10 protein-coding genes and 1 pseudogene are annotated in these 16,304 nt (G+C 71.0%); 7 read left to right on the forward strand and 4 right to left on the reverse strand.

Features of this window, described 5'->3' with window-relative positions:
• Positions 1-399: pseudogene (locus ACWD4G_RS15465) on the reverse strand (transposase); the annotation flags it as partial.
• Between the two features lie 293 nt (positions 400-692).
• On the opposite strand from ACWD4G_RS15465, the gene ACWD4G_RS15470 reads away from it, so the two are divergent.
• Positions 693-2,321 (forward strand): alpha/beta hydrolase, encoded by a 1,629-nt coding sequence (locus tag ACWD4G_RS15470; RefSeq protein ID WP_451293449.1) that lies wholly within the window; start codon positions 693-695, stop codon positions 2,319-2,321.
• Between the two features lie 124 nt (positions 2,322-2,445).
• Here the strand turns inward: ACWD4G_RS15470 and ACWD4G_RS15475 are convergent, their stop codons facing one another.
• Positions 2,446-2,586, reverse strand: coding sequence for a hypothetical protein (locus tag ACWD4G_RS15475; protein ID WP_451293451.1), 141 nt, complete (start codon positions 2,584-2,586; stop codon positions 2,446-2,448).
• A 103-nt stretch (positions 2,587-2,689) separates the two neighbouring features.
• Between ACWD4G_RS15475 and ACWD4G_RS15480 the strand changes: the two genes are divergently transcribed.
• Positions 2,690-3,562, forward strand: a complete 873-nt coding sequence (locus ACWD4G_RS15480; protein ID WP_451293894.1) for an AraC family transcriptional regulator — start codon at positions 2,690-2,692, stop codon at positions 3,560-3,562.
• A gap of 162 nt (positions 3,563-3,724) precedes the next feature.
• On the opposite strand, the gene ACWD4G_RS15485 is transcribed toward ACWD4G_RS15480, so the two are convergent.
• Positions 3,725-4,525, reverse strand: a complete 801-nt coding sequence (locus ACWD4G_RS15485; RefSeq protein WP_451293453.1) for a VOC family protein — start codon at positions 4,523-4,525, stop codon at positions 3,725-3,727.
• Positions 4,526-4,699: 174 nt separating this feature from the next.
• Between ACWD4G_RS15485 and ACWD4G_RS15490 the strand changes: the two genes are divergently transcribed.
• The gene (locus ACWD4G_RS15490; protein WP_451293455.1) at positions 4,700-7,825 is read left to right on the forward strand and encodes a beta-N-acetylglucosaminidase domain-containing protein; all 3,126 of its coding nucleotides are present in this window, start codon (positions 4,700-4,702) and stop codon (positions 7,823-7,825) included.
• Between the two features lie 3 nt (positions 7,826-7,828).
• On the opposite strand, the gene ACWD4G_RS15495 is transcribed toward ACWD4G_RS15490, so the two are convergent.
• Positions 7,829-8,590: a sugar isomerase domain-containing protein gene (locus tag ACWD4G_RS15495; RefSeq protein ID WP_451293896.1), complete on the reverse strand. Its 762-nt coding sequence runs from the start codon at positions 8,588-8,590 to the stop codon at positions 7,829-7,831.
• A gap of 234 nt (positions 8,591-8,824) precedes the next feature.
• On the opposite strand from ACWD4G_RS15495, the gene ACWD4G_RS15500 reads away from it, so the two are divergent.
• The 4 genes from ACWD4G_RS15500 to ACWD4G_RS15515 all read left to right on the forward strand — a co-directional run bounded on the left by ACWD4G_RS15500 (position 8,825) and on the right by ACWD4G_RS15515 (position 16,304).
• Entirely contained in the window at positions 8,825-9,709 is an 885-nt protein-coding gene (locus tag ACWD4G_RS15500) for a MurR/RpiR family transcriptional regulator (protein ID WP_451293457.1), read from the forward strand.
• 138 nt (positions 9,710-9,847) lie between these two features.
• Positions 9,848-14,122, forward strand: a complete 4,275-nt coding sequence (locus tag ACWD4G_RS15505) for a glycoside hydrolase family 38 N-terminal domain-containing protein (protein ID WP_451293459.1) — start codon at positions 9,848-9,850, stop codon at positions 14,120-14,122.
• A complete protein-coding gene (locus tag ACWD4G_RS15510; protein WP_451293461.1) occupies positions 14,119-14,745 on the forward strand; it encodes a peptidyl-prolyl cis-trans isomerase in 627 nt (208 codons plus the stop codon). The genes ACWD4G_RS15505 and ACWD4G_RS15510 overlap by 4 nt, the downstream gene beginning before the upstream one ends.
• A 185-nt stretch (positions 14,746-14,930) precedes the next feature.
• Complete coding sequence (locus ACWD4G_RS15515; protein ID WP_451293463.1) at positions 14,931-16,304, forward strand: extracellular solute-binding protein; 1,374 nt, start codon at positions 14,931-14,933, stop codon at positions 16,302-16,304.

A 16,304-nucleotide genomic window follows, 5' to 3' on the forward strand; every position in this document is an offset into this window, starting at 1 on the left:
TCAAGTGGATCTTCGAGCCCTTCTTGCCCCGGTCGACAGGATTCGGACCTGTCAGGTCCCCCCTTTCAGGGCCCGCATGTTCACCGAGTCGATCGCGCAGCGCGACCAGTCCAGGTCCCCGCGCGAACCCAGCTCGTCGAGGATGATGCGGTGCAACTTCGCCCAGACCCGCGCAGCGGTCCACTCGGTGAAGCGCCGGTGCGCAGTCGGCCCCGACGGGCCGAAGACCGGCGGCAGCTGCCGCCAGGTGCAGCCCGTCGTGGCCACGAAGATGATCGCAGCCAGCACCTCGCGATCCCCGTACCGGCGTCGGCCGCCGCCCTGAGGCCGCGATGGAGCAGGCGGGACCACCCGCTCGAACAGTTCCCACAACTCATCCGGCACCATGCGCTCGACCATCACCACACGGGCAGACTACCCAGCGCGCCAAATGAGACGACGTCTTAGGGGCGGTGCGCGGCCGGGGTGCGCGGAGTGGCGGTCGCCGGGCAGTGGAGGGCACGGAACCTCGGGCTGGCAGATGGGTTTCGGGGATCGGCCTTTCGGCCAGGTGCGTGGGCCTTGGGCCTTGGTTCTCCGGCCTTTCGGCCGAGGTGGGCAGGGGGGCGTCGGGCCGAGAGTGGGGTCATGACCGGTTGACCCGGTCCGGCCCCGGACGGCCGGACCGGGTCCTCTCCTGGAAGGACTTCCGCATGCGTTCGGCACACAAGGCGGCGTTGGCTTCGGCCGTACTGCTCGCGACCCTCTGCGCCCCCGTCGTGGCGGAGGGAGCGGAAGGCATGGGAGGCCCGGGAGGTGTGGGAGGCGCACGCGAGGGGGCCGGCGCGAACAGCGGGCCTGGCGTGGCTGACGCCGACAGCGGGCATGGCGTGGGTGACGTGAGTGGTGCCGATCGGTCGGCCTCGGTGGATCATCCCGCCACCCTCGACCGTTTCTACGCCCAGCGCCCCGCCTGGCGGCGCTGTCAGCGGGAGGCGCCCGCCGCGTACCGGTGCGCCGACATCACCGTGCCGCTGGACTACACGCGCCCCACCGGTCCGACGCTGAAGCTACGCCTCTCGCGGCTGAAGACCGCCGTGCCGGGCAAGCGGCGCGGTGTGCTGCTGTCCAACCCGGGCGGCCCCAGCACGGCGGCGCTCGGCAACCCGCTCCAGCTGAACGACTCGCTGTCGAAGAAGGTCAAGGAGCGCTACGACCTGATCGGCTTCGACCCACGCGGTCTCAACACCAGCAGCCCGCTGCGCTGCGGCCTGACGGAGGACGAGCTGACGCCGTTCCATCCGTACCGTTCCGCTACCCATGCCCAGGACGTCGCGCGGGCCCGTGACATCGCGACCAAGTGCGCGGCCCGAGAAAAGGCACGTCTGCCGTACATCAACACCCGGAACACCGCCCGCGACATGGATGTGATCCGAGGCGTGCTGGGCGAGAAGAAGATCTCCTATGTCGGCTGGTCGTACGGCACCTATCTGGGCGCCGTCTACACCCAGCTCTTCCCCCGGCACAGCGACCGCTTCGTGCTGGACAGCGCCGTGGCGCCCAACGCGTTCGGGCGGGGCACGATCCAGGCCATGGCCTCCGGGTCCGGGCCCGCGTTCCGGGAGTGGAGCCGGCTGACGGCGCGCAAGGACCGTACGTACCACCTGGGTCACACGCCCGCGAGAGTGCGGGCCGCCTTCTGGAAGCTCGTCGCGCGTGCCGATCGCGCTCCCCTGCGGTACATGGGCTCCGACGAGGGGCACCGGGGCCAGGCGCTCAGCGGGGCCGACATCCGTGACTGGCTGCGGGCGGAGTTCTTCGCCGACCCCGACAAGGCCGCACGCGAAGTCGTCGCGCTGCGCAAGGCCCGGTCCACCCGTCGCGACCCGGTGTCGAAGGACCCCGCGGACTCCATCGAGGACAACGCCACCGCGCTGTACTGGGCGATCATGTGCGGCGACAACTCCGCGTCCTGGCCGCGTGACCCGGCCCGCTACCGGCACGAAGCGCCCCGCGACGGCGCCCGTTACCCGCTGTACGGGGACTTCGCGTCCAACGTCACCCCCTGCGCGTTCTGGCCCCGTGGCTCCGAGCCCGCCACCCGGGTCGACAACGGGGTCCGGGCCCTGGTCGTGCACAACCAGTGGGACCCCCAGACCCCGCTGGCCAGCGGCCGGGCCATGCACCGGGCACTGCACAGCTCCCGCATGGTGTACGTCGCCGGTGGACGCGGTCACGCGATCTACGGCCTCCCGGGCGCACCGAAGTGCGTGACCCGCACGGTGGACGCCTACCTGACCGGCGGCAGCTTCCCGAAGCGTGACCTCATATGCCGCAAGTAGCCTCGTATCAGCAGGGCTTGCGCCACACCCTCAGTTCCGACTCCGTCCGCATCGACGCCAGTTTCAGCCGACGGGCCTCGGCGCGGACGGTGCTCGCCCGCACCGTCGAGCGCCACTGGTCGACCTACGTGCAGCGGCGTACGTCGTCGATGATCCGGTCGTGGTCGCATGGCCCGTAGTCGGTGTCGCCGTATCCGAGCAGTCGGGGCCCGGCGGCGCGCAGAGCGGAGGCCGCCGTGCGGAGGGGCGGGGTCGGAGGCGCCACCCGGACCGGTCGGCGGGTACCCGATCCGATCGGGCACAGGATGTCGGGTCGGGTCGGGTGCGGGGCGCCTAGCTTGAGGCGTGTCAGAAGGAAGGAGGCCGGGGTGCTGGAGCGGCTCAACCAGGCCATGGAGCACATCGAGGGTCGTCTCGATCAGTCGATCGACGCGGCCGAGCTGGCGCGGATCGCCGCGACCTCGGAGTACCACCTGCGCCGGATGTTCTCGGCGCTCGCGGGCATGCCGCTGTCGGAGTACATCCGGCGTCGACGGCTCACCGTGGCGGGCGCCGAGGTGCTCTCGGGCAGCGACTCCCTGCTGGAGATCGCGGTGCGGTACGGCTACGGCTCGGGCGAGGCGTTCGCGCGGGCGTTCCGTGCCGTGCACGGTGTCGGGCCGGGCGAGGCCCGGCGCACCGGCGCCGCGCTCGTGTCACAGCCCCGGCTGTCCTTCCGCCTCACCGTCGAAGGGAACAGCAGCATGCGATATCGCGTAGTGGACCGGCCGGACTTCACGGTCGTGGGGCTCAAGGCCCGGGTGCCGCTGGTGCACTTGGGGCCGAACCAGGCGATCATCGACTTCGTCCGGAGTATCGAACGGCAGACCGTGGAGCGGTTGGAGAAGCTGTCGGACCAGGAGCCGCACGGCATCGTCGCCGTCTGCGACGATCTCGACCCGAGCCGCGCCGAGGGCACCGAACTCGACTACTACCACGGGGTGATCACCTCCGCGGCTGCCCCCGAGGGCATGACCGCCCTGTCCGTCCCGGCCGGCACCTGGGCCGTGTTCACCGCCTCCGGCCCGGCACCCCAGGCCATCCAGGAGCTGTGGCGGGACGTCTACGCGGAGTGGTTCCCGTCCAACCCGTACCGGAGCCGCCCCGGCCCGGAGATCCTCCGCACCCGGCTGTCACCGAGCACGGGCGAGGCCGACGCGGAGCTGTGGCTCCCGGTGGAGCGGGAGAACGAGGGCAGCTGAGGACCGCCGACCGCCGAAGGCGTCGACGGGTAGCGCGGGGCCGGACCGATCAGCGGTGCCGGCCTCGCCACGGCCTCAACACCGGCCCACTCGCACGGAAACGGTCACTCGGCGAGCCCCCGCCCCGGCGCCCGAGCCGACCTCGGCTCCCGACCCGCCCGCTCAGCTCCGTACCGAAGTCAGCACCACGAAGTCCGCGTTGAACGGGTCGACGCACACGGCCAGCCGGCCCACGCCCTCCGCGTCCTCCGGCCCCATCTGCACACTTCCGCCGTTCGCGGTGACCTTGGCGACCGCCGCGTCGCAGTCGGCGACCTCGAAGACCGGGTGCCAGTACGGCTGCCCGTGCGCCAGGGCGAGGTTCTCCTTCGGCAGTTCCATCAGCCCGCCCTGCATCCGCTCCTCGGGCTTCCCCTCGGGGGTGATCAGCGTGTACGCGCCCCCACCGCCCGGCAGCTCCATCTCGCTGTACTGCCAGCCGAAGATGCCGCCGTAGAACTCCTTCGCCGCCGACACATCGGTGGTGTACAACTCGGTCCAGGTCAGCGAGCCCGGCTTGTCCGCGATCTCGAAGCCCGTGTCCTTGCCCGGCTGCCACACGGCGAACTGCCCGCCCAGCGGGTCGTTGAACTGCGCCATCCGACCCCAGTCCTCAAGGTCCCTCGGCTCGACGCGCACGGTGCCGCCCGCGCTCCGTACGGCCTCGGTGGTGGCGTTCGCGTCGGTGACGGCGTAGTAGATCATCCAGGCCGACCGCGCGCCCTCCTCCGTCAGCTTGCCGAGTCCGGCGACGGTCTTGCCGTCCTTCTTGAACATCCCGCCTTCCATCTCGTCCCCCTCGCCGCCCATGGACTCGTACTCCCAGCCGAGGACGTCGCCGTAGAAGGCCGCCGCGGCCCCCACGTCGGGGGAGCCCAGGTCGACCCAGCAGGGGGAGCCGGGAGCGTTGTCGGTGGTGATCATGGTGATTGCCTTTCGTCGATCCCATGTGAACCCAGCGTGACACCCCCCACTGACACTCGCCCGTCGACCGGCCCCCGCACGTCCCCCGTCGATCACACCCCTCGCTCCCCCCGCCCCTCACCCACCGCCCACCGCACCATTGAATGATTGAATCGACATCCCTAGCATGTTTCGATGGATTCATTCATCCACGTCCTGGGCAGACGCCTGACCTTGCCTCTGCTGCTGGCCCTCGGCCTATCCCTCACCACCCCCCACCCCGTGTCGGCCGCCTCCGAGCCCCCGTCCCCCGCTTCGACAACGTTGCCGAAGATCTGGCCCACCCCGCAGCACATCGAGGCGGGCCGGGGCTCCGTCGCCGTACCCGAGCGGGTGGTCGAGGTCGTCGGGGCGGACACGGACCCGGCGGCGCGCCGGGTCGTCGAGGCGGTGCTGCGCAAGGCCGGTGCCGAGCGGTTCGTGGTCGTCCCCGCCGGGGAACGCCCGCCCGCCGCCCGGCTCACCGTCTATCTGGGCGGCCCCGCGGAGAACCCCGCGACCGCCCACGCCCTCAAGCGACTTGGCGCCCCCTCCCCCACCGGCCTCGCGTCCGGCGGCCATGTCCTCGCCTCCGGCCGCACAGCCTCCGGCCCCCTCCTCGCCCTCTCCGGCACCGATCCGACCGGCACCTTCTACGCCGCCCAGACCCTGCGCCAACTGGTCACCAAGGACCGCGTCCCCGACATCACCGTCCGCGACTGGCCGACGGCCCGACTGCGCGGTGTCGTCGAGGGGTTCTACGGCACCCCCTGGACCCACGCCGAGCGACTCGACCAACTCGACTTCTACGGACGTACCAAGCAGAACGTGTACGTCTACTCCCCCAAGGACGACCCGTACTTGAGGGAGCGCTGGCGGGACGAATATCCGGCCGCCGAGCTGAAGCGGCTGGGGGAACTGGTCGACCGGGCCGACGCCAACCACGTCCGCTTCACCTACGCCCTCTCGCCCGGCCTGTCGGTCTGCTACTCCTCCGCCGGTGACATCGCGGCCCTCGTCCGCAAGTTCGCCTCGCTGTACGACATCGGCGTACGGTCCTTCGCGATCCCGTTGGACGACATCAGCTACACGAAGTGGAACTGCGCGGCCGACGAGGAGAGGTTCGGCAGTGGCGGCGGGGCGGCCGGTGCCGCGCAGTCGTATCTGATCAACGAGGCCTGGCGGGACTTCTCGGCCGGCCGCAGCGGGCTCCAGCCGCTCGAAATGGTGCCCACCGAGTACTCCGACCTGGCCGACAGCCCGTACAAGAAGGCGCTGAGGGAGCGGTTGGACCCGGAGGTGGTCGTGGAGTGGACCGGTGTCGGAGTGATCGCGCCCACCATCACCACCGAACAGGTGAAGCAGGCCCGCGAGGTCTACGGCCACCCGATCCTGATCTGGGACAACTACCCCGTCAACGACTACGTCACCAGCCGTCTCCTGCTCGGCCCCTACACCGGCCGTGAGACCGGCGTGGCGAGCGCGGCCACCGGTGTGACCGCCAACCCCATGGTCCAGGGCCAGGCTAGCCGACTCGCCCTGTTCACCTCGGCCACCTACCTCTGGAACCCGAAGGCGTACGACCCGCGCGCCGCGTTCCTCGCCTCCGTCCGCGATCTCGCCGGGGCCAAGGCATCGCAATGGCTGCGGATATTCGCGGAGAACAACTACTCCTCCCAGCTCGACGCCACGGAGTCCCCCACCCTGACCCGTCTCATCGCCGACTTCCGCGAGGCGTACGAGGGGGACAGCGGACTCGACAAGGCCGCCGCCGCGCTGAAGGCGTACTTCACCGACATGGCCGCCACGCCCGCGAAGTTGCGGGCGCATCTCGCCAACCCCGGCTTCCTGGCGGAGACTTCGGCCTGGCTGGACAAGCTGGGCGCGTACGGGGACGCCGGGCGGACGGCCGTGGAGCTGCTGTTGGCCAACAAGCGCGGCGACGACGAGGCCGTGGCGCGGTACTACGAGCGGCTGCGCACCGAGCGCAAGGCGCTGGACGCGATACCCCAGCAGGTCTCACCGGGGGTCATGGAACAGTTCCTCTACACGACCATGCTGGAGAACGCCCCCGCCCCGGGCGTCGATCCGTCCTTCTCTCCTGGCTCCCTCTCCCTGAAGGCGGGCGAGCCGAAGTCCGTGACGCTGACACTGTCCGACGAACGGTCCACCGCCGCCCGGTCGGTGACCTGGGAACTGACCGTGCCGGACGGCGTCACCGCATCCCCTGACAGCGGCACCGTTTCCGTGCCGGCCGGGGGCAGTGCCACCGCGGCCGTCACCTTCACGGCCGGTGAGGGCGCCTCGCCCGGGGTGCGTTCCGTGGTGGTGTCGGGCGGGGACGGTGTCCTCGGCCGGGCCCTTCCCGTCCAGGTCACCGACGGCACGGGCACGTTCCGGGCGCTCACCGCCAACTTCAGCGGCGCCTCGGTCAGTTCGGTCGATCTGTCGTCCGGGAAGAGCTCCGAGATCAAGGTGGGGGCCAACCCCGGCGAGGTGGTGGTGAGCGCGGACGGCCGTACCGCGTATGCGGCCAACCAGGGGTCGAACACCGTGAGTGTGATCGACATCAGCAGCGGCAAGGTCACGGCGAGCGTCGCCGTGGGCCGGGTGCCGGCCGGGCTCGCCCTGACGCCCGACAATTCCACGCTCTGGGTCGCCAACTACACCGACGGCACAGTGCAGCCCATCGACACCGGGACGCTCACGGCCGGGGCGACGATCGCGGTGGGCGACGGGCCGGAGAACATGGCGATCACACCCGACGGCAGGACTTTGTATGTGGCGAACATCCACGACAACACGGTCAGCCCGGTCGACCTCACGGCCCGTACGGCCGGTACGGCGATCCCGGTCGGGCCGCGCCCGTTCAACGTGGTGGCCTCGCCGGACGGCAAGCGGGTGTACGTCTCCAACTCCGGCGGCTCGACGGTCACCCCGATCGACACCGCCACCAACGACACGGAACCCACGCTTCTCGTCACCGGCCAGGCGTACGGGCTCGCCCTGTCGCCGGACGGCCGGACGCTGTGGGTCAGCCCCAGCACCGGCGCGACGGTCACCCCGGTCGACACGGCGACGGGGGCACCGGGTACGGCGGTGACGGTCGGGAGGTCCGCGTTCGACGTGGCACCGGACTGGAACGGCGGCACGGTGTATGTCACCACGGCCGACGGGAACGTGCTGGTCCCCGTCGACACGGCGGACGGGACGGTCGGGACGCCCCTGGCGACCGGCGCCTATCCGCTGGCCGTGGCGCTCACCCCGGTGCCGGTGCCGTAGGGGTCAACTGGCGGTACGCCGGATGCGTCCCGCGTACCGCCGCTCCAGTTCCAGGTTGCCCTCGAAGCCGCCGGGGACGTTGGCGGAGACGTACACCGGGGGGCGGTCGCCGGAGGCGAGGAGGTGGGCGGTGGCCTCGGCGACCGCCATCTGGACGAGCATCACGCCGGTCAGGGTGGACAGGGCGCAGACCGATCCGCCGCCCGGCAACTCCAGCAGCGCGTCGCCGCGGGGGGCCGCGTTGTCGAGGACGACATCGGCGAGGTCGGCGAGCTTCTTGCCGCTGGAGTGGCCGGCCGGGACGGCTCGGGTGTGGGAGAGGGAGGTGATGGCGAGCAGCCGGTGGCCGTTCTCCTTGGCGTGGAGGGCCATCTCGACGATCACGTTGTTGACGCCGGAGTTGGAGATGACGACGAACAGGTCCTGCGGGCGGGGTGCCGCGAGGTGGTAGAGGCGGGAGGCGATGCCCGGCTTGCGTTCGAGGAGCGGGTCGTCGAGGACGCTCGGGTGGTCGCCGCCGTAGAGGACCAGGTCGGCGATGCTGAGGCGGTTGGTGGGGACCAGTCCGCCGGCGCGACCGGCGAGTTCGAGGACGAGTGCCTGGGAGTGGCCGGTGCCGAAGGCGTGGATGACACCGTCGGCGCGTACACAGTCGGCGATCAGCCCGGCGGCGCGGGTGATGTCGGCGCGGGAGGACTCGGTGAGGTGGTTCAGGACGGCCAGACCCTCGCGTGCGAAGCGCTCGGAGTTCACCGGCCCGGTCACGGACTCCTCGACGGACTCCTCGATGGTCTCGTTGGCGGTCTCGTCGGACACCTGACACTCCCCACTGGTGGATTGAACCACCTATCCATCTCCAGTCATGAATCAATAAACCATACGCGGTGTGCCGCGAGCAACGCGTGGTGACATGCGGCGAGGTCAGAGGCCGATCGGCCGGGCCTTCCCGGTCCTGGTATTCACCTTCCGGGTTGATCGGTGGCTGCTACCTTCTCTGTCATGCCCTCCACCGACGTGACCACCCTGATCCGCACCGAGTTGCCCCGGCTGGCGGGCTCGCTGCGGAAGGTGGGCGAGCTGATCCTTGAGGACCCGGCCGCCGTCACCCACTGCTCGGCCGCCGAGCTGGGCCGCCGCACCGGTACCTCCCAGGCGACCGTGACCCGTTTCTGTCGTGCCATCGGCCTGGACTCGTATCAGCATCTGCTGATCGAGCTGGCCCAGGAGCGCGGCCGGGGCGAGGCCTCGGACTGGGGCACGGCCGAGATCGGCCCGGACATCTCCCCCGACGACAGCCTGGAACGGGTCGTGCAGGTCGTGGGCACCGCGGATCTGCGGGCGGTGCAGCAGACCATCGACCGGATGGACCTGGACGCGATCGAGCGCGCGGCCCAGTCCGTGGCCCGCGCCCGCCGCGTGGACGTGTACGGCGTGGGCGGCAGCGGCGCGGTGGCCTGGGAGACCGAGACCCGGCTGTTCCGTATCGGGTGCTCGGTGCGCGGCTGGACCGAGGTGCACGCGGCGACCACCTCCGCCGCCCTGCTCACCCCGGCGGACGTGGCCATCGCCATCTCGCACTCCGGCTCGACCCGCGAGGTCATCGAGCCGTTCGAGCTGGCCAAGGAGCGTGGCGCGACCACGATCGCCCTCACCTCAGACCCGCGCTCCCGGCTCGCCCGCTCCGCCGACATCCGGCTGGTCTCCTCCTCGGCGGAGACCAGCTTCCGCCCCGAGGGCATCGGCGCCCGCCACTCCGTGCTGACCCTCGTCGACTGCCTCTACGTCCGGGTCGCCCAGCTCACCTACCAGCGGGCCAGTGCCTCCCTCGCCCTGACCGACCACATCGCCAAGCAGCACGCGCAGAAGTCCCGGCGCGGTCGCTGAGCACCGCGCGACCCCCGTCTCGCACCCGCACCCGCACCCGCACCCGCATGAATGAATCACCCACAATGACAATTCATGGTTGATTGAATCATTCCGCGATGCCAGGATGGGGCTCCGCCGAGCACTCGTAGGAGCCCCATGCGCGTCATCTCTGCCGAGTCGACCGAGCTCTTCACCGGTACCGCCGAGCATCCGCATCAGGTCGTGGCCGTCGAGATCGAGCATCAGCCCGGCCGTCCGGTCCGGCTCACCGTGAAGGGCCCGGGCATCCACAGCGTCGGGGAGACCGTCGCGACCGTGGGCGAGGACGGCACCGTACGCGCCGAGATATCCGTGACCGCCGAAGGGCTAGCCCCCGGCGACAAGCGGGGGATCACGGTCACCGCCGAGGACGCGGGCGCGGGCCAACTCGTGTTCCACGAGGCCGAGTTCACCGCCGCCGAGCCCGGCTGGACCATGTTCATGGTGAGCCACTTCCACTACGACCCCGTCTGGTGGAACACCCAGGCCGCCTACACCGAGACCTGGGACGTCGCCGACGACCCCGCCTCCAGCGGCCTGCCCGCCCGTACGTTCGACTCGCGCGGCCAGTCCGGGATGAGCCTGGTGCGCGCCCACTGCGATCTGGCCCGGCGCGACCCGGCGTACACCTTCGTGCTCGCCGAGGTCGACTACCTCAAGCCCTACTGGGACTCCTTCCCGGAGGAGCGGGCCTTCCTTCGGCAGCTGATCCGCACCGGCCGCGTCGAGATCATGGGCGGCACCTACAACGAGCCCAACACCAACCTCACCGGCGCCGAGGCCACCATCCGCAACGCCCTGTACGGGGACGGCTTCCAGCGCCGGATCATGGGCGCGGACCCGGACACCGCCTGGCAGTTGGACGCCTTCGGGCACGATCCGCAGTTCCCGGGGCTGATGGCGGACGCCGGGATCTCGTCCAGCTCGTGGGCGCGGGGGCCGTTCCACCAGTGGGGGCCGACGCTGTCCGTCTTCGGTGAGGAGCCGCGCGATCCGAACCGCATGCAGTTCCCGGCCGAGTTCGACTGGATCGCCCCGTCCGGGCGCGGGCTGCTCACGGCGTACATGGTCAACCACTACGGCGCCGGCTGGGCCATCGACAACGCGCCCACCCTCCCCGAGGCGGAGGCCGCCGCGCTGAAGCTGTTCAAGGGGCTGAAGCAGGTCGCGCTCACCCGCAATGTGCTGTTGCCGGTCGGCGGTGACTACGCCCCGCCGTGCCGCTGGGTGATGGGCATCCACCGGGACTGGAACGAGCGCTATGTGTGGCCGAGGTTCGTGAGCGCCCTGCCGAAGGACTTCTTCGCGGCCGTGCGCGCCGAACTGGACGCCGAGGGCCGCAGGGCGTCGCCGCAGACGCGGGACATGAACCCGATCTACACGGGCAAGGACGTCTCCTACATCGACACCAAGCAGGCCCAGCGCCACGGCGAGGCCCTGCTCGCGGATGCCGAGGCATGGGCGACCCTCGCCTCCCTCACCACCGGGCACCCCTACCCGGACGCGGCCCTCGACAAGGCGTGGCGGCAGCTGATCTACGGCGCCCACCACGACGCCATCACCGGCTCGGAGTCCGACCAGGTCTATATCGACCTGCTCACCGGCTGGCGGGAGTTGTACGACCTCGCCCAGACCGTGCACACGGACGCCACCGACGCCCTCGCCCGCCGGGTCGCCCCTCTGCCGGGCGGCGCCCCCGACCTGGTCGTCTTCAACGCATCGACCTGGCAGCGCAAGGACGTCCTGACGGTAGACGACCCCGGGCTGGTTCCGCTGGACCTCACCGGACTCCCGCTGCCCGCCGTACGCGAGGACGGCGAGCTGAAGGTCGTCGTCCCGGACGTCCCCGGCATGGGGCTCAAGGCCCTCTCCCTCGCCGAGGGGGCGGTCCCCGAGTGGACGCCCGGGACATCGGGCGAGGGCGCGACGATCCGCAACGAGTTCTACGAGGTCACGGTCGACCCGGCGCGCGGCGGCGGGGTCAGCAGTCTGCGGGCCCTGGCCGAGGGTGGCCGGGAGCTGCTGCGCGCCGGTGACATCGGCAACGAGCTGGTCGTACAGGAGGAGTACTCGCGTCATCCTCGCTTCGGTGAGGGCCCCTGGCACCTCACCCCGACGGGGACGACGGCCGCCCGCAGCCGGGACGTCATCGCTGACATCGATGTCGAGCACTCCCCCGCAGGCTCCCGCCTCACCGTCCGCGCCGACCTGGGCCTTTTCACCTACACCCAGCGCCTCACCCTCTGGGCGGGCGTCGACCGCCTCGACGTGTCCACGACCATCGACGGCTACGACGGGGCCGACCGGCTGATCCGGGTCCGCTGGCCGTCGGACGTCCGGGGCGGGCTGCCGGTGCACGAGGTCGCCGACGCGGTGATCGGACGCGGCTTCGGCTTTGTGGAGGTGGACAGCGAGCGGTTCCCGTGGACGCTCGACAACCCGGCCAACACCTGGTTCGGGCTGGGCTCCACGGCCCGCGTCGCCGTCCACGACGACACCGGGCTTCTCCTCGGCCACCGGTCGATCGGCGTGGCCGAACTGATCTACTCCGACTGGAACGCCGCCGGGGAGCTGGGCGCCCCGCTCGCCGCCGCACTGGTCAGGGCCGGTGTCACGGCCACCTCCACGATCGCGGGCGGCCCCCGTTACGGCGATCTGGAGGTCGACTCCAATCTGCCGGACATCCGTATCGCCGTCGGCGGCCCCGAGCGCAACACGCTCGTCGCCGAGGCGCTCGGCTGGGACCCGGCGGCCGCCCGCGAACTGCGCCGCCAGCTCGCCGGGAACGGTCTCGCGGCGGTGTGGGTCGCCCCGCGCGCGAGCCTGCGCGAGGAGTGGGTGCCCGGCGCCGACCTTCGCGACCTCGAACGCCTGCCCCTGCTGGTCGTCGCGGGCAACGGTCCCGAGGACGACGCCAAGGCGGTGGACGCGCTGATCGCCGACCTCGACGACGCGACCGTACGGGCCACGGCGGCCGGCGGCGGCGAGGCACTGCCGCCCGGCGACGCCTGGGACGGACGCGGCTTCGCCGTCCTCAACCGGGGCACGCCCGGCTGTGTGGTCACCCCTTCCGGCGACCTCTATATGTCCCTGATGCGCTCCTGCACCGGCTGGCCCTCCGGCATCTGGGTCGATCCGCCCCGCCGCACCGCGCCCGACGGCTCCGGTTTCCAGCTCCAGCGCTGGTCGCACACCTTCGACTACGCGGTCGTCACGGGCGAGGGCGACTGGCGTGAGCAGCGGCTGCCGCAGGCCGGACATGCCTTCAACCATCCGCTCACCGCACGGGTGCGCACCACCGCCGAGGAGTCCGCCGAACTGCCGCGTACGGCAACGCTGTTGGCGTTGGAGCCCGAGGGCCGGGTCATGCTCGACGCCCTCAAGCCGACCGGGTCGCCGCTGGCCGGGGGCGGGTCGGCGCCGGTGGACCCGGCCGCGGGGGTCGTCGTACGGCTGCACGAGGTGGACGGACGGCCGGTGCGGGCGCGGGTGACCGGGCCGACCGCCTGGACGGAGGCGGCGCGGGCGGATGTGCTGGAGCGGCGGGAGGAAGCGCTGGAGCCCGACGGTGGTGTGGAGATCGGGCTGACCGGTTTCGAGGTCGCCACCGTCCTGGCCACCCCGCAGGCCGGGGCACCGACCGCCGGACCCGGGATCGCCGCCCATGAACCGGCCCAGCCGATCCACACCCGCTATTGGCTGCACAACTCGGGGCCCGCGCCGCGCGGGAACATGCCGGTGGCCGTGTACGCGTCCCCGTCCGCGCTCACCGTCTCCGGGCCCGTGACGGCGACCGTACGGGTCTCCTCCGAGCTGATCGACGCGCCGGTGTCCGGCACGGTCCACCTGGACGTACCGCCCGGCTGGTCCACGGGGCCCGCCGAACTGCCGTACGCGCTCGGCCCCGGCGGCTTCACGCTCACCGACATCACGATCACGCCTCCGGTGGACGCGGCGCCCGGCCGGCATCGGCTGGCCGCGCGGCTGACGTACGGCGGGCAGACGTACGAGGACGTGGTCGCCCTCGATGTGCCGGGGACGGTGCCGCCGGGTGAACCGGATGGGCGGACCGGGCCCACGCTGGTGACCGGACTCGGCGTCGAGCGGGTCTCCGTGCGCCGGGGTGAGCGGGTGAGCGTCCCGGTGACCTTGCGGAACACCACCCGGGGCCCGGTCGACGGCACCCTGTGGGCGGTGTCGTCGTGGGGCACCTGGGCCGGGGTCGCGCCCGGCAGCCAGGGGTTCACGGTGCCGGCCGGGGAGTCGCTGGAGTGCGCGCTGGAGGTGGACGGCTCGGCGGTGCCGCCGGGCTCGTACTGGCTGATGGCGAAGGTGGGGTGGCACGGCTGCGTCGCCTATACGGAGGCGGTGGTGCTGGAGGTGACCCAGTGAGCGACTTCGCGTGTGTGGTCGCCGGTGAAGCCGTATCGAGGGAACGCGTCGACGCCGTCCTGCGAGCCGTGCCCGCCCGGGACCGGGAGACACGGCCGGATGCCTTCGCTCGGGCGGAACGGCAGCGCAGGCGATGGGCGACGCAGATCGTGGTCGCCGATGAACTGGCCCGGCGGGCCTGCGCCGAGCGGGGGTTGGCGCCCCCGGAGGAGGTCTCCCCGGCGCGGGTGCTGGATGTGGCCGGGACCGATGTCGCCGATCTCGGCAGCATCGTCGCCGTGACGCTCGCGCACTCCGGCGCCGCCCGGACCCTGCTGGCCGTGCTGGAGGCCGAGCAGGCGGTGCCCGAGGACGCCGTACGGGACTACTACGACCGCAACCGGGACCGCTATCTCACCCGGGACGCGCTACGACGCGGTGTCGACCCCTACGGCGGGGCGGCGCCGGGCGACTTCCTGCCGTACGAGCGGGTGCGGGACGAGGTGGCGCGGGAGCTGCGGCGGGCGAGGGGCCGTCGGGCCTTCTTCGACTGGCTGGACCGGGCCCGCGCCGACGTCGTGTACACGCACGGCTACGAGCATCCCGGCGATCCGTCGCACCCGGACCATGAGCACCGGCACTGAGCCGCCGTCGCCGTGGCATCGCCGCGCCTGCACCGTGCCTTCGCCGTCCCTCGTGCCGGAGACGGAACCCAAACGCAACACGAACACCCATTGACCTCCGATGAATTCTGGTCCACCTTTTCATCAATCGGAGTCCAAGTTGGTGATTTGATTCCAACCAACCACTGGTCGCAGGAGGACTATCCATGCGTGCGAGAAGACTGACCGGAACCCTGACCTGTCTCGTCGTGCTGTCGTTGACGGCCGCCGGGTGCGGACTGTCCGGCGGCGGTTCCGACGACGGCTCGGCCACCGCCGGCGGTTGCGAGGTCGACAAGGGGAACGTCGGGTCCGGGAAGCTCACCGGCGACGTGAAGGGGTCGATCACCTTCCAGACCACCAACTTGAAGAAGGACTTCGGCGACTACTTCAACGGCGTCATCGAGGCGTTCGAGAAAGCCCACCCGGACACGAAGGTCAAGTGGATCGACGACCCGGGCGACGCCACGTTCACCCAGCGCCTGGTCGCGGACGCGCAGGCGTGCACCCTGCCCGACGTGGTGAACATCAACGTCAACACGGCGGTCGCGCTCACCAAGAACGGCTATCTGCTCAACCTCGACGAGAAGGCCCCGGACGCCGGGAAGCCGTTCACCGAGTCGATGTGGAAGTCGAGCACCTACGCCCAGGCCGACGGCACCAAGGTGCACAGTGTGCTGCCCTGGTACTCGGGCGGCATCGTGCAGACCTTCAACACCGATCTGACGAAGAAGGCGGGCCTCGATCCGGCCAAACCTCCGACGACCATCCTCGGTCTCTTCGACGACGCGCTGAAGGTGGCCGAGGCGTCGGACGGCGAGTACTACGCCTTCCTCGCCAATCCGCAGCTGCGCATCCCCGCCGACTGGCAGCAGATGGGCATCAAGGTCCTCTCCGACGACGGCAAGAAGTTCACCTTCGCCGACGACCCGAAGACCGCCCAGTGGGTCGAGGGCATGACCAAGCTGTACAAGGCGGGTGCGATGCCCCGGGACTCGCTCTCCTCCAACCAGGACCCGGCCAACGTCTACGGGCAGAACAAGCTGGTCTACGGCTCGACCAACCCGAACTTCCTCCGCTTCATCGAGCAGAACAACCCGAGCGTCTACAAGAAGACGGGCGTCGCCCGCTATCCGCTGGACGCGCTCGGTCACACGGTGGGCGCACCCCAGTACATAGGTGTCGCCTCCACCAGCAAGAACGCCGCGACCGCGCTCTCCTTCGCCCAGTTCCTGACCAACGCGGAGAACCAGCTTCAGTGGGCGAAGGACCCCAACGTGGTCATCTTCCCCTCGACCACGGCCTCGCTCGACGACCCGTTCTTCCAGTCGGTCAAGGGCGACGACCCGTTCGCCGAGGCCCGCAAGATCGTCGCGAGTGACCGTCAGACGGCGACCGCCGACGAGATCGCCCTGACGCCGGGCGAGTTGAACGCGGTCACGGCCCAGGTGCAGCTCGCGATGCAGGGCAAGAAGAGCGCGCAGGACGCCCTGGACGAGGCCCAGAAGAAGATGAACGAACTGATCGAGCAGGGCAGCTGA

It is taken from the genome of Streptomyces sp. NPDC002643, from assembly GCF_053592555.1.

Excerpts from the sequence above, each read along its gene's own strand:
- ACWD4G_RS15515 (WP_451293463.1), top strand. The coding sequence starts at position 14,931 with ATGCGTGCGAGAAGACTGACCGGAACCCTGACCTGTCTCGTCGTGCTG.
- ACWD4G_RS15505 (WP_451293459.1), top strand. The coding sequence starts at position 9,848 with ATGCGCGTCATCTCTGCCGAGTCGACCGAGCTCTTCACCGGTACCGCC.
- ACWD4G_RS15470 (WP_451293449.1), top strand. The coding sequence starts at position 693 with ATGCGTTCGGCACACAAGGCGGCGTTGGCTTCGGCCGTACTGCTCGCG.
- ACWD4G_RS15485 (WP_451293453.1), bottom strand. The coding sequence starts at position 4,525 with ATGATCACCACCGACAACGCTCCCGGCTCCCCCTGCTGGGTCGACCTG.
- ACWD4G_RS15490 (WP_451293455.1), top strand. The coding sequence starts at position 4,700 with ATGGATTCATTCATCCACGTCCTGGGCAGACGCCTGACCTTGCCTCTG.
- ACWD4G_RS15500 (WP_451293457.1), top strand. The coding sequence starts at position 8,825 with ATGCCCTCCACCGACGTGACCACCCTGATCCGCACCGAGTTGCCCCGG.